Below are 13,187 nucleotides of genomic sequence, written 5' to 3'. Positions count from 1 at the left end.
CCTGCCAGGAAACCGCATGCAACTGCACAGCTTTTTCAACAGTTCGACCTCCTACCGCGTGCGCATCGCGCTGGCGCTCAAGGGCCTGCCCTACGAGTATCTGCCCGTGAACCTGCGCAAGCAGGAACAGCGCGCCGCGGACTATGTGGCCAAGAATCCTTCCGCAGGCGTGCCCCTGCTGATCGACGGCGACACCCAACTGTCGCAGTCGCTGGCCATCATCGACTACCTGGACGCCACCCATCCGGAACCGCGCCTGATCCCGGCCGGCACGCTGGAGCGCGCCCGCGTGCTGGAGCTGTCCGACGCCATCTCCTGCGACATCCATCCAGTCAACAACATGCGCATCCTGCGCTATCTGCAGGACGTGCTGGGCGCCAGCGAGGAACAGAAGAACGCCTGGTACCACCACTGGATACGCGAGGGCATGACGGCCGTGGAAGCGCTGTTGGTGCGCCACGGCCACGGCGCCTATTGCTACGGCGACGCCCCCACCCTGGCGGATTGCTGCCTGGTGCCGCAGGTAGCGAACGCCCAGCGCATGGGCTGCGATCTGTCCGCCTACCCACGCGCACTGCGCGTCTATGAACACTGCAATGCGCAGCCCGCCTTCCAGCAGGCCGCTCCCACCCAGCAACCGGACTACGCCAAGTGAGCCACCAGGAACCCGACACCCAGGGCGCGCCGCTGCGCGAATATACCGATCCCTCCTACCGCCCCCTATGCGCCAACCTGGCGGACGTGCGCGCCAACATCGACCGGCTGGACGACGAGATCGTGCGCCTGATCGCCGAACGCGCCATGTACGTAAAGGACGCCGCGCGCTTCAAGCGCGATGCCTTCCAGGTGAGCGCCCCCGCCCGCCAGGCGCAGGTCTTCGAAAAGGCGCGCTTGCTGGCCGAACGCCACAACCAGGGCTTCGCCCATCTGGACCAGGTGGTGGACGCGACCTACCGCGCCATGGTCGCTGCCTTCATCGCCAACGAACAAACCTACTTCAACACCATGAAGAACCTGGGAGACACCCATGCATAAGCCCTACGCGCGCCGCATCGCTGTCCATGCAATGATCCTGGGACTGGCCGCGCTGGCCCCGCTGGCAGCCGCGCAGGCGCAGGCCTGGCCGGCCCAGCCGCTCAAGGCCATCGTGCCTTTCGGCCCTGGCTCCAGCCCCGACCAAGTAGCGCGCATCGTCGGCGAGAAGGCCGGCGCCATCCTCGGCCAGACCATCGTCATCGAGAACAAGCCGGGCGCCAGCGGCAACATCGGCACCTTTGCCATCGCCAACGCCAAGCCCGACGGCTACACCTTCGGCGTGTCCATCACCGGCCCGCTGGTCAACAACACGCTGCTGTTCGACAAGCTGCCCTATGCACCCGCCACCGACCTGTCGCCGCTGACGCTGGCCGTGCACCAGCCCAACGTGCTGGTCGTGCCGGCTTCGGCCGGCATAGCCAACATCGGCCAATTGCTGGACGCGCTGAAGAAGAACTCGGACAAGTACAACTTCCCGTCCACCGGCGCCGGCACGGTGTCGCACCTGGCCGTGGAACTGATGCTGCAGCAGACCGGCGCGCGCGCCACCCACGTACCCTATCCCTCGTCGCCCGCCGCCCTGACCTCGCTGCTGTCCGGCGACACGCAGTTCGCCGCGCTGCCGCCCATCGCCGTCATGCCCATGGTCAAGGACGGACGCTTGAAGGCGCTGGCCGTCACCTCGTCCAAGCGCTCCGCGCTGCTGCCCGAGATCCCGACGCTGGCCGAAGTCGGCGTGCAAGGCATCGAAGGCTCGGCGTGGATCGGTTTCGTGATCTCGTCCAAGGTCCCGGCCGACATCCAGAAGAAGCTGTCCGACGCGCTGATCCAGGCCATCCGCGACCCCGAGGTCACCAAGCGCCTGCAAGCGCAGTTCATGGATCCCGCCGCCACCACGCCCGCCGAGTTCCGCGCCTACATGGACGACGAGCTCAAGCGCTGGGAGCCGCTGATCAAGAAGCTGGGCATCAAGGGCCAGTAACCCACAGCCAACCGCGCGGCGCAATCCAAGCAAGGAGAACATCGGATGCTCATCACCGAACCGGCCCGCCAGGTCCCGCTCTACGGCGAGTATGACGTCGTCGTGCTGGGCGGCGGCCCCGCCGGCCTGTTGGCCGCCGCCAGCGCCGCGCGCAACGGCGCCAGCGTGCTGCTGGTGGAACGCTATGGCTTCCTGGGAGGGATGGGCACGGCGGCCGGCGTTTCCAACTTCTGCGGCCTGCATGCGAACATCCGCGGCCACATCCGGCAAGTCGTCCACGGCATGACGGACGAGTTGCTGGACCGCATGCGCGCCCTGGACGGGCTGAACGATCCGCATCTGATCCTGGGCAAGATCCACGCCCAGGCCTACGACATCTCGGCCTTCAAGTGCGCCGCCGACGGGCTGGTCCAGGCCAGCGGCGCCCAGGTGCTGTTCCATGCCCTGGCTACCGGCGTAGCGCGCGGCGCGGACGGCGGCGTGGACGCGCTGTTCCTGGAAACCAAGTCCGGCCGCTGCGCGGTGCGCGCCAGGATCTTCATCGATTGCTCGGGCGACGCCGACATCGCCCAGTGGGGCGGCCTGCCCTTCGAGAAGGGCGACGAGCACGGCGGCATGCTCTATCCGACGCTGATGTTCAAGGTCGGCAACGTCGACGGCGCGCGCGCCCAGGAGGCCTGGAAGACCATCCCGCAGCTGATGGACCAGGCCGCGGCCAGCGGCGAATTCACCTTCCCGCGCCGCGGCGCCATCGTGCGTCCGCAAAAGCATGATTATGAATGGCGGGTCAACGTGACCCAGCTGGCCAACGCCGACGGCAGCGCGGCCGACGGCACCGACGCCAATTCCCTGTCCGCTGGCGAGCTCGAAGGCCGCCGCCAGATCGTGCAGTACCTCGCCTTCCTGCGCGCCAAGGTGCCGGGTTTCGAGCACGCCTATGTACTGGACATCGCGCCGCAACTCGGTATCCGAGAAACCCGTCGCATCGTGGGCGAGGCCGTCCTCAGCAAGGACGACGTGCTGGGCTGTGCCGACTTTCCGGACAGCATCGGCGTCAACGGCTGGCCACTGGAAATGCACACGGCCGGCGACGTGCAATGGCTCTGGCCTCCGATTCCGGAATCGCGCGGCTACAACCAGTTGCCGTTCCGCATGATGGTGCCCAGGCACGCGCCGGGCGTGGCCGGCAACGTGCTGGTGGCCGGACGCTGCGCCTCCATGACGCATGAAGGCCAGTCGGCCGCGCGCGTCAGCGGCAGTTGCTTCGTCATGGGCGAGGCGGCAGGCACGGCGGCCGCGATGGCGCTGCGCGCCGGCATCGCGCCGGGCGACGTACCCATCCCCGCCCTGCAGACGCAGTTGGTGAAGCAGGGCGTGTTCCTGGGCGGCCAGGACTGAATGGCGCGGAGGCCACACATGAACGCAACGCAGACAGGAAAATCGGTGATCGTGGTGGGCGGTGGCATAGGCGGCCTGGCCGCCGCACTTGCGCTGACCCGGCAAGGCATCGCGGTGCAGTTGCTGGAACAGGCCGCCCACATCGGCGAGATCGGCGCCGGCATCCAGCTCGGCCCCAATGCCTTCGCCGCGCTGGACGCGCTGGGCGTGGGCCAGACCGCGCGCAGCCGCGCCGTGTTCACCGACCACATCATCATGATGGACGCGGTCGACGCCCAGGAAGTGGTGCGCATCGATACGGGCGTAGCCTTCCGCGAGCGCTTCGGCGGCCCCTACGCCGTGATCCACCGCGCCGACATCCATCTATCCATCCTGGAAGCCGTGCAGCAGAACCCGCTGATCAGCTTCCGCACCTCTACCCAGATCGCCTCCATGTCGCAGGACGACCAGGGCGTGGAAGTGGTCGACACGCACGGCAACCGCTACCGCGCCGACGCGGTGGTGGGCGCGGACGGCGTGAAATCCGTGATCCGAGAACGCATGGTGGGCGACCCCGCGCGCGTGACGGGCCACGTGGTGTACCGCGCCGTGGTCGAGCGCGACAACATGCCCGAGGAACTGCGCATCAACGCCCCCGTGCTGTGGGCCGGTCCGCACTGCCATCTGGTGCACTACCCCTTGCGCGGCGGCCAGCAATACAACCTGGTGGTGACCTTCCATAGCCGCGAACAGGAGGAATGGGGCGTGCGCGAGGGCAGCAAGGAAGAGGTGCTGTCCTACTTCCAAGGCATACATCCGCGTCCGCACCAGATGCTGGACCGCCCCACGTCCTGGAAGCGTTGGGCCACCGCCGACCGCGAGCCCGTGGAACACTGGGGCCAGGGCCGGGTCACCATCCTGGGCGATGCCGCGCATCCCATGACGCAGTACATGGCCCAGGGCGCCTGCATGGCGCTGGAAGATGCAGTGACGCTGGGCGAGGCCGTGAAGCACTGCGGGCACGACCTGGAGGCCGCATTCCGCCTGTACGAATCCGTCCGCATCCCGCGCAGCGCGCGGGTGGTGTGGTCGACGCGGGAAATGGGCAGGCTGTATCACGCGCGGGGCGTCGAACGCACCGTGCGCAACATGCTGTGGACCGGCCGCAGCCAGTCCCAGTTCTACGACGCGTTGCAGTGGCTGTACGGTTGGAAGGTGGAAAACTGCCTCGCGGGGCAATCCTCTCAATAGAAAAAATGCAGGCACCCAAGGAGACAACCATGAGAAAAACCGCAATTCGCGGCGCCGCCGCCTTCACGCTTGCGCTGGCCGCGTTCGCGGCCGGCGCGCAGCAGAAGCCGGTGGACATCGGCTTCATCGGCACCCTGTCCACGCCCGCCGGCTACATCGGCGAAGACGAGCGCGACGCCTTCATGCTGGCCGTGAAGGAAGGCGGCGGCAAGCTGGGCGGCGTGCCGGTCAATGTGCGCGTGGAGGACGACGCGCTCAAGCCCGCCAACGCCAAGCAGATCGCCGACAAGATGGTGCAGGGCGGCGTGCGGCTGTTCACCGGCATCAATTTCTCCAACGTCATGGCGGCCGTCGGCCCAACCGTGCTGAACGCCGGCGCATTCTACGTCAGCCTGAACGCTGGCCCCTCCAACTACGCCGGCAAGGCCTGCAACCCGAACTACTTCTCGGTGGCGTTCCAGAACGACTCCTACGCCGACACCGCCGGCCTGGCCGCCAATGAACTGGGCGCCAAGCGCGTGGTCATCATGGCGCCCAACTACCAGGCCGGACGCGATGCCGTCGCCGGCTTCAAGCGCACCTACAAGGGCGAGATCGCCGACGAGATCTACACCAAGCTGGAACAGGCCGACTTCTCGGTGGAGCTGGCGCGCATCCGCTCGCTCAATCCCGACGCCATCTTCCAATTCCATCCGGGCGGCGCCGGCATTAACCTGACCAAGCAGTTCGCCAACTCCGGCCTGGCCGACAAGATCCGCATGATCACGCCCATCTACTCGATGGACGACCGCATGCTGGCCGCGACCGGCAACGCAGGCAAGGGCTTCTACCTGAGCTCGCTGTGGAGCGCGGATCTCGACAATCCGCAAAGCAAGCATTTCGTCGACGCCTTCACCAAAGCCTATAACCGCGCGCCCACCGCCTATGCGGCGCAGGCTTACGACACCGCCAACCTGATCGGCTCGGCGCTGAAGGCCGTGAATGGCGACATCACCGGCCGCGCCGACGACTTCCGCAACGCGCTGCGCCGCGCCGACTTTCCCAGCGTGCGCGGCAAGTTCAAGTTCGGCCCCAACCAGCATCCGATCCAGGACTGGTACCTGCTGCACATCGAGGCTGGCCCCGACGGCAAGCTGGTCTACAAGAACCTGAAAGTCATCGCCCGCGATCACACCGACGTGCACGCCGTCGACTGCAAGATGTAAGTCCGCGCCGCGCCCGGCGGATTGCGCGCAGTCCGCCGGCTGCCGGCCCACTCCACAAGGAGTCCCCATGCTGATGTTCCTGGAGCAGGTCCTCAACGGCCTGCAGTACAGCGCTTTGCTGTTCCTGTTGTCGGCCGGTTTGACGCTGGTGTTCGGCATCATGAACGTCATCAACCTGACGCACGGCTCGTTCTACATGGTCGGCGCGTTCTGCGCCGCCAGCGCGGCCGCCGCTACCGGTTCTTTCGTCGCTGCGCTGCTGGCGGCGCTGGCCGGCGCGGCGCTCTACGGCCTGGTGGTGGAGCTGCTGGTGATCCGCCATCTATACCGCCGCGACCACCTGGACCAAGTGCTGGCCACGCTGGGTCTGACGCTGTTCACCAACGAGATGGTCACGGTGCTGTTCGGCCGCAGCCCGCCCTTCATGGACATCCCGCCGTTCCTGTCGGGCTCCGTGGAGATTTTGCCGGGGCTGAACTATCCCCTGATGCGGCTGGCGTTCATTGACGCCGGCGTGCTGGTGGCGCTGGGGCTGTGGCTGCTCATCTCCCGCACGCGCGTCGGCATGCTGGTGCGCGCCGGCGCCGACGATGGCGAGATGGTCGACGCGCTGGGCGTGAACATCCAGCGCCTGTTCACCTTGATCTTCACGTTGGGCGCCCTGCTCTGCGGCTTCGCGGGCGTCATGGCGGCGCCGCTGCTGGCGGTGGAAATCGGCATGGGCGAACGCATCCTCATCACCACCTTCGTGGTCATCGTGGTGGGCGGCGTGGGCTCGGTGCGCGGCGCGCTGGTGGGTTCGCTGATGATAGGCATGACCGACGCGCTGGGCCGCGCCTACATTCCGTTCTGGATGTCGCGGCTGCTGCCGCCGGAGCTGTCGGACTCGGCAAGCTCCAGCCTGGTCTCGGCCAGCATCTACATCCTGATGGCCATCGTGCTGCTGTTCAAGCCGCGCGGCCTGGTGCCGGCGCAGCGATAGGAACGATATCCATGACCAGAAAAATCATCGTCAACACGATCGGGCTGCTGCTATTCGTCCTGGTGCCGGCCATCGCCTCGGCCACGGGCGAGAGCTTCCTGATCAACCTGATGACCCGCTTCCTCATCTACGCCATCGCCGCCGTCAGCCTGGACCTGATCCTGGGCTACGGCGCCATGGTCAGCTTCGGCCATGCGGCCTTCTTCGGGCTGGGCGGCTACGTCATCGGCATCGCGGGCTTTCACCTGGCCCAGGGCGACACGCTGTTCGGCTGGAGCGGCAGCAACGCCGCGCTGGTGATGTGGCCGCTGGCTGTCGCCAGCGCCGCGCTGGCGGGCTTGGTGGTGGGCTTCCTGTCGCTGCGCACCTCGGGTGTGCAGTTCATCATGATCACGCTGGCCTTCGGGCAGATGCTGTACTTCATCCTGGTCGGCCTGATGGTCTACGGCGGCGACGACGGCCTGTCCATCGACGCCCGCAATACCCTGCCCGGCCTGGACATGAACAACCCCACCACCTTCTACTACGTCTGCCTGGCGCTGATGACCGCCTGGGTGCTGGCGTGCCGCCGCATCGTCAACTCGCCCTTCGGCATGGCGCTGCAAAGCATCAAGCAGAACCCGCGCCGCAGCATCGGACTGGGCCTCGCGCCGCTGCGCTACCGCCTTACCGCCTTCGTGCTGTCGGCCGCGGGCACCGGCCTGGCGGGAGCGCTATGGGCCAACTACGCGCTCTTCGTCAGCCCCGACATGTCGGCATGGCAGAAGTCCGGCGAACTCATGGCCATGGTGATCCTGGGCGGCATGGGCTCGATCTTCGGCCCGGTGCTGGGCGTGGCGGTGTACCTGGGCCTGGAACAGGTCGCCACCGCCTGGACCGAACACTGGATGCTGATCCTGGGCCCCGTGCTGGTGCTGGTGGTGCTGTTCGGCAAGCGCGGCGTCTATGGCTGGCTGGTGGGAGGCAAGCATCATGACTGATCACCCCAAGCTGGAAATCCGCGAACTGCAGAAATCCTTCGGCGCCGTACGCGCGACGCAGGGCGTCAACCTGCAGGTCCGCCCCGGCGAACTGCACGCGCTCATCGGCCCCAACGGCGCGGGCAAGACCACGCTGCTGTCGCAGATCAGCGGCGAAATCCTGCCGGACGCGGGTGCCATCCTGCTCGACGGCCATGACATCACCCGCATGCCCGCCCACAAGCGGCCCGCGGCCGGGCTGGCGCGCTCGTTCCAGATCAGCCAGCTCTACCCCGCCTTCACCGCCGAGGACAATGTCGCCATGGCAGTGCAGGCGCACAGCCCCGGCGGCTTCAACCTGTGGAAAAACGCCCGCCGCCAGCCCCGGCTGCGGCAGCCCGCCAGAGAAGCGCTAGAGCGCGTCGGCCTGGGCGGCCGCGCCCACGTGCGGGTGTCGGAACTGGCGCACGGCGAAAAGCGCCAGCTGGAACTGGCGATGGCGCTATCGCTCGATGCTTCGCTGCTGCTGCTGGACGAACCCATGGCCGGCATGGGCGCCGAGGAATCGCAGCGCATGACCGCACTGCTGCAAGAGCTGAAGGGCCGCTACGCCATCCTGCTGGTCGAACACGACATGGATGCCGTCTTCGCGCTGGCCGACCGCATCACCGTGCTGGTCTACGGCAAGACCATCTACACCGGCACGCCCGACGAGGTGCGCCATCACCCCGACGTGCGCGCCGCCTATCTGGGCGAGGAGGACTGATGCTGCAAGTCAAACAACTGCAGGGCGGCTACGGCGCCAGCAAGGTGCTGTTCGGCGTGGACCTGGACATCGCCACGCGACAGGTCGTATCCCTGATCGGGCGCAACGGCATGGGCAAGACCACTACCGTGAAAACCATCATGGGCATGCTGCCCGCTCAAAGCGGCAGCATCCTGCTCGACGGCCAGCCCATCGCGGGACAGGCCCCGCACCGCATCGCCCAGCTAGGCATAGGCCTGGTACCCGAGGGCCGCCGCGTCTTCGGTTCGCTATCGGTGGAAGAAAACCTGATCGCCACCGCCCGCAACACCCGCGCGGGCTGGCATGTGGGCCGCGTCTTCGATCTGTTCCCCCGCCTGAAGGAACGCCGCGCCCAATCCGCCCGCACCCTGTCCGGCGGCGAACAGCAAATGCTGGCCGTCGGCCGCGCCCTGCTCATCAACCCGCGCCTGCTCATCCTGGACGAAGCCACCGAAGGCTTGGCGCCGCTGATCCGCCAGGAAATCTGGAACTGCCTGCGCCGCCTGAAGGAAGAAGGCCAGACCATCCTGGTGATAGACAAGAACCTGAAGGAAATGGCCACGCTCGTCGACCGCCACCACGTCCTCGAAAAAGGCCGCGTCGTCTGGCAAGGCAGCCCCGCGGAACTCGCCGCGCAGCCGGAACTGGCGCAGCGGTATCTGGGCGTATAGGGGGTCTAGGGCGTCTAGTCGGACGATTCGCAGAAGCTCAGCCGATTGCCGAACGGATCAATGACATCCATCACCCGCCCCCACGGCATCTCTTCCACGCCCGGCCGCATATAGCCATAGCCCTTTGCGTTTACCTCGGCCTGGAACTCGTCCACGCCCCGCATCCGCACGAACACCGCGGATCCGGGCGTGCCATCACCATGGTGCTCGCTCAGGTGCAGCACCAGGTCACCGCGATGCACTTGCGCGTACAGCGGCAGGCCAGGCTCGAAGCGATGCTCCCAGTCCCACTCGAACCCCAGGAAATCCAGATAGAACTCGCGCGCCTTCTCCACGGAGAAGATACGCAGGATGGGAATGGCAGCTTGTAGGTGCATGACGGCCCCTGGTCAGTAAGCAAGGACTCTCAGCATAGATCACAAGCCGCGCCGCAAGACGCACACCCTCACGACGCAAGCCACCGCATAAGCCCCAAAAGGCCGCCCGCGCGGCCGGCCTGGGGCGGGCCCCGCAAGACACGCCACCCCACACAGACATCGGCAAGAACCAGAAGAACGCCAATCGCCCCCGCTGACGTCAAGTTTCAACCGCCAGAGCCCGTCGCGTCGGCGGCCCGCGGTGTGCGGGGCGTCGATAAGCCCGAGGGAATCCGTAGGGAGCCGAAGGCGGACGAGGATGACGCAGGGGAAGTCCGGAGCGAACGCTCCGGACCGCAATCGCAGCCCCGCACACCGCGGGCCGCCGACGCGACGGGCGTCTCAAGAACTCAATACTGCAAGCAACTCAAGACGCCCATCAAAACAGACAAGGAAACTCAATTCAAACTAGCACCCGAGATCTTCACAATCTCCTGATACTTCGCCTTCTCACCCTTCACGAATTCAGCAAACGCCTCAGGCGTCATCGGCGCAGCCTCAGACCCCATCGTCAGCAAGCGCTGCTTCACATCTGCCTGCTGCATCGCCTCCGAGTAAGCCTTGTTCAGCTTGGCCACCACCGGCGCCGGCGTGCCGCCCGTCGTGAACACCCCGAACCAGGTCCCCAGGTCAAAGCCCTTGATCCCCGACTCTTCCACCGTAGGCACATCCGCCAGCAGCGACGAACGCTTGGCAGTCGTCACGGCCAGCGCCTTCACTTTGCCGTCCTTGATCAGCGGCGCCGAAGCCGCCAGGTTGTCGAACATGAAATCCGACTGACCCGACAGCAGCGCCAATTGCGCAGGCGCCGCGCCCTGGTAAGGAATGTGCTCGACATTGATCCCCGCGCGCGCCTTCAACAGCTCGCCCGACAGATGGCCAGCGCTGCCGTTGCCGCCCGAACCGTAGTTCAGCTTGCCCGGGTTCTTCTTCGCGTAGTCGATCAGATCGGCCAGCTTCTCGATCTTGTTCTTTTGCGCGAACTCGACGTTCATCACCAGCACATTGGGCACCGAAGCCACGATGGTCACCGGCGCAAAATCCTTCACCGGGTCATACGGCAAATTGGCGAACAGCCAGGGATTGATGGCGTGGGTCGCAACCGCGCCCATCACCAGCGTGTAACCGTCGGCCGGCGCCTTGGCCACCAGGTCGGCGCCGATATTGCCGCCCGCGCCCGAACGGTTTTCCACGATGACCGGTTGCCCCAGGGAACCGCGCACCTTCTCGGCCAGCATGCGGGCCATGGTATCCAGCGGGCCGCCAGGCGGATAAGGCACGACAAAGCGCAGCGGCTTGGTCGGGAAATCGGTGGCCTGGGCCAGCGCGGGCGCGCCGAAAGGCAGGGTGGCGGCCAGCGCCACGGCGCCTTGCAACAGGGCGCGGCGCACAGCGCTGCGGGGGGTCTGCGTCATGATGTTGTTCTCCTCGCTTGGGATCAATAGCGGTCAGTAGCATACCGCAGCGAGGAATATCGCGTAACAAAGAGATACCAACAGAACCCCCGGCTGTTTGCCCGACAGACCCGCCGCCGCAGGCCAGGCCGCCCCATGAAAAACACCCCAAAGGTCGGATCGGCGTCCAACCTTTGGGGTGCGGTTCGGAAGGTGCTTGTTCTGGTCAGTGCAGGATCTGGCTCAGGAACAGCTTGGTCCGCTCGTTCTGCGGATTGTCGAAAAACTCGTCAGGGCTGTTCTGCTCGATGATCTCGCCCCGGTCCATAAAAATCACGCGGTTGGCGACCTTGCGCGCGAAGCCCATTTCGTGTGTCACGCAGATCATGGTCATGCCGCTTTCCTGGGCCAAGGTGACCATCACGTCCAGCACTTCCTTGACCATTTCCGGGTCCAGCGCGGAAGTCGGCTCATCGAACAGCATGATCTTGGGGCTCATGCACAGCGAGCGCGCGATCGCCACGCGCTGCTGCTGGCCGCCCGACAGCTGGCCGGGAAATTTCTTGGCCTGGTCCGGGATGCGCACGCGCTCCAGGTACTTCATGGCCGTGGCCTCGGCTTCGGCGCGCGGCTTCTTCAGCACCCACATGGGGCCCAGCGTCAGGTTCTCCAGCACCGTCAGGTGCGGGAACAGGTTGAAGTGCTGGAACACCATGCCGACGTCCTTGCGGATGGTCTCGATGTGCTTGAGGTCGTTGGTGAGCTCCGTACCGTCCACGATGATGTGGCCCTTCTGGTGCTCTTCCAGGCGGTTGATGCAGCGGATCATGGTGGACTTGCCCGAGCCCGACGGCCCGCACACCACGATGCGTTCACCCGGCGCGACGTCCAGGTTGATGTTGCGCAGCACGTGGAACTGGCCGTACCACTTGTTCACGTCCTGCAATTTGATGATGGCATCAGACATGCCTGTACTCCCGTAAGTATCGCGGTGCGCGCCCGCCCGAGGCGGACGCGCTGCAAAGTTCTAGCGTGCGTGCCCCGTGGCCAGGCGTTTTTCCAGCGCCTGGCTGTATTTGGACATGGAGAAGCAGAAGACGAAGTAGATGAGCGAAATGAACAGGTACGCCTCCACCCCGAATCCGCGCCATGCCGCGTCGGACAAGGCCGCCTTGGCCGCCAGCGTCAGGTCGAAGATGCCGATGATCACCACCAGCGAGGTGTCCTTGAACAGCGCGATGAAGATGCTGACCAGCGGAGGAATAACGATCTTCAGCGCCTGCGGCAGGATGATCTTGCGCATCTGCTGCCAGTAGTTCAGGCCCAGCGAATCCGCGCCCTCGTACTGGCCCTTGGGGATCGCCTGCAGGCCGCCGCGCACGGTTTCGGCGATGTACGCCGCCGCGAACATGATGATCGCGATCTGCGCGCGCAGCAGCTTGTCGATGGAGAAACCTTCCGGCAGGAACAGCGGCAGCATCACCGAGGACATGAACAGCAGGCTGATCAGCGGCACGCCGCGGATCAGCTCGATGTACACGACGCACAGCGCCTTGATGGCCGGCATCTTGGAGCGCCGGCCCAAAGCCAGCAGCACGCCGATGGGAAAGGCGAAGGCGATGCCGAACGTGGACAAAATCAGCGTCAGCGGCAGGCCGCCCCAGCGTGCATTTTCCACGTAGGACAGGCCGAACACACCGCCCCACATCAGGAGCGCCACGGCCGTCAGGCCCACGGTCCAGATAACAGCAAGCTTCCAGTTCCAGAAGCGGCGGATGCCGCTGCAGACGATCACCGCCACCAGGATGACGGTCGCGATCAGCGGACGCCATTGCTCGTCGAACGGATAGGTGCCGAACAGGATCAGCCGGTGCTTCTCGATGATGAACGCCCAGCAGGCGCCGCCGGAAGCGCGGCACTCCTGCGCGTTGGTCGCGGAGAAGTTCGCCTTGATGAAGGCCCATTCCACCAGCGCCGGCACCGCCATCAGCAGGAACCAGGCCAGCAGTACCGTGATAAGGATGTTCAGCGGCGACGAAAACAGGCGCGACTTGAGCCATGCCCAGAAACCCACATGGGTGCTGGGCGGCGGCAGCCCTTCGGTGGGGATATGCGAAGTACTGCTCAT

14 protein-coding genes are annotated in these 13,187 nt (G+C 65.9%); 10 read left to right on the top strand and 4 right to left on the bottom strand.

Features of this window, described 5'->3' with window-relative positions; translation table 11 throughout:
- Positions 1–16: 16 nt before the first annotated feature.
- The 10 genes from maiA to IPU70_RS14020 all read left to right on the top strand — a co-directional run bounded on the left by maiA (position 17) and on the right by IPU70_RS14020 (position 9,249).
- The gene (gene maiA / locus IPU70_RS14065) at positions 17–655 is read left to right on the top strand and encodes a maleylacetoacetate isomerase (RefSeq protein ID WP_207468063.1); all 639 of its coding nucleotides are present in this window, start codon (positions 17–19) and stop codon (positions 653–655) included.
- Positions 652–1,035 carry a chorismate mutase gene (locus IPU70_RS14060; protein ID WP_207468061.1) on the top strand — a complete coding sequence of 128 codons (384 nt, stop codon included), beginning with the start codon at positions 652–654 and terminating at the stop codon, positions 1,033–1,035. The genes maiA and IPU70_RS14060 overlap by 4 nt, the downstream gene beginning before the upstream one ends.
- Positions 1,028–2,017, top strand: a complete 990-nt coding sequence (locus tag IPU70_RS14055) for a tripartite tricarboxylate transporter substrate binding protein (protein ID WP_207468059.1) — start codon at positions 1,028–1,030, stop codon at positions 2,015–2,017. The genes IPU70_RS14060 and IPU70_RS14055 overlap by 8 nt, the downstream gene beginning before the upstream one ends.
- Positions 2,018–2,062: 45 nt before the next feature.
- Positions 2,063–3,415 carry an FAD-dependent oxidoreductase gene (locus IPU70_RS14050; RefSeq protein WP_207468057.1) on the top strand — a complete coding sequence of 451 codons (1,353 nt, stop codon included), beginning with the start codon at positions 2,063–2,065 and terminating at the stop codon, positions 3,413–3,415.
- An 18-nt stretch (positions 3,416–3,433) separates the two neighbouring features.
- Entirely contained in the window at positions 3,434–4,645 is a 1,212-nt protein-coding gene (locus IPU70_RS14045; RefSeq protein WP_207468055.1) for a 3-hydroxybenzoate 6-monooxygenase, read from the top strand.
- Between the two features lie 29 nt (positions 4,646–4,674).
- Positions 4,675–5,850: an ABC transporter substrate-binding protein gene (locus tag IPU70_RS14040; protein ID WP_207468053.1), complete on the top strand. Its 1,176-nt coding sequence runs from the start codon at positions 4,675–4,677 to the stop codon at positions 5,848–5,850.
- A 67-nt stretch (positions 5,851–5,917) separates the two neighbouring features.
- Entirely contained in the window at positions 5,918–6,832 is a 915-nt protein-coding gene (locus IPU70_RS14035; RefSeq protein ID WP_207468051.1) for a branched-chain amino acid ABC transporter permease, read from the top strand.
- A gap of 11 nt (positions 6,833–6,843) precedes the next feature.
- The gene (locus IPU70_RS14030; RefSeq protein ID WP_207468049.1) at positions 6,844–7,812 is read left to right on the top strand and encodes a branched-chain amino acid ABC transporter permease; all 969 of its coding nucleotides are present in this window, start codon (positions 6,844–6,846) and stop codon (positions 7,810–7,812) included.
- Entirely contained in the window at positions 7,805–8,557 is a 753-nt protein-coding gene (locus tag IPU70_RS14025) for an ABC transporter ATP-binding protein (RefSeq protein WP_207468047.1), read from the top strand. The genes IPU70_RS14030 and IPU70_RS14025 overlap by 8 nt, the downstream gene beginning before the upstream one ends.
- Positions 8,557–9,249 carry an ABC transporter ATP-binding protein gene (locus IPU70_RS14020; protein ID WP_207468045.1) on the top strand — a complete coding sequence of 231 codons (693 nt, stop codon included), beginning with the start codon at positions 8,557–8,559 and terminating at the stop codon, positions 9,247–9,249. Before IPU70_RS14025 ends, IPU70_RS14020 begins: the two co-directional genes overlap by 1 nt.
- A 14-nt stretch (positions 9,250–9,263) precedes the next feature.
- On the opposite strand, the gene IPU70_RS14015 is transcribed toward IPU70_RS14020, so the two are convergent.
- The 4 genes from IPU70_RS14015 to IPU70_RS14000 form a co-directional block, all read right to left on the bottom strand.
- The gene (locus IPU70_RS14015; protein WP_207468043.1) at positions 9,264–9,626 is read right to left on the bottom strand and encodes a glyoxalase superfamily protein; all 363 of its coding nucleotides are present in this window, start codon (positions 9,624–9,626) and stop codon (positions 9,264–9,266) included.
- A 437-nt stretch (positions 9,627–10,063) separates the two neighbouring features.
- Entirely contained in the window at positions 10,064–11,080 is a 1,017-nt protein-coding gene (locus tag IPU70_RS14010) for a tripartite tricarboxylate transporter substrate binding protein (RefSeq protein ID WP_207468041.1), read from the bottom strand.
- 205 nt (positions 11,081–11,285) lie between these two features.
- Positions 11,286–12,026 carry an amino acid ABC transporter ATP-binding protein gene (locus IPU70_RS14005; RefSeq protein ID WP_173144228.1) on the bottom strand — a complete coding sequence of 247 codons (741 nt, stop codon included), beginning with the start codon at positions 12,024–12,026 and terminating at the stop codon, positions 11,286–11,288.
- A gap of 60 nt (positions 12,027–12,086) precedes the next feature.
- Complete coding sequence (locus tag IPU70_RS14000) at positions 12,087–13,187, bottom strand: amino acid ABC transporter permease (RefSeq protein ID WP_207468039.1); 1,101 nt, start codon at positions 13,185–13,187, stop codon at positions 12,087–12,089.

The sequence above is a fragment of the Achromobacter sp. SD115 genome, from assembly GCF_017355315.1.
GTDB lineage: Bacteria > Pseudomonadota > Gammaproteobacteria > Burkholderiales > Burkholderiaceae_B > Achromobacter > Achromobacter xylosoxidans_B.
Note: the sequence above shows the minus strand (reverse complement) of the source record. Positions and strands in the feature narration are given on the sequence as shown.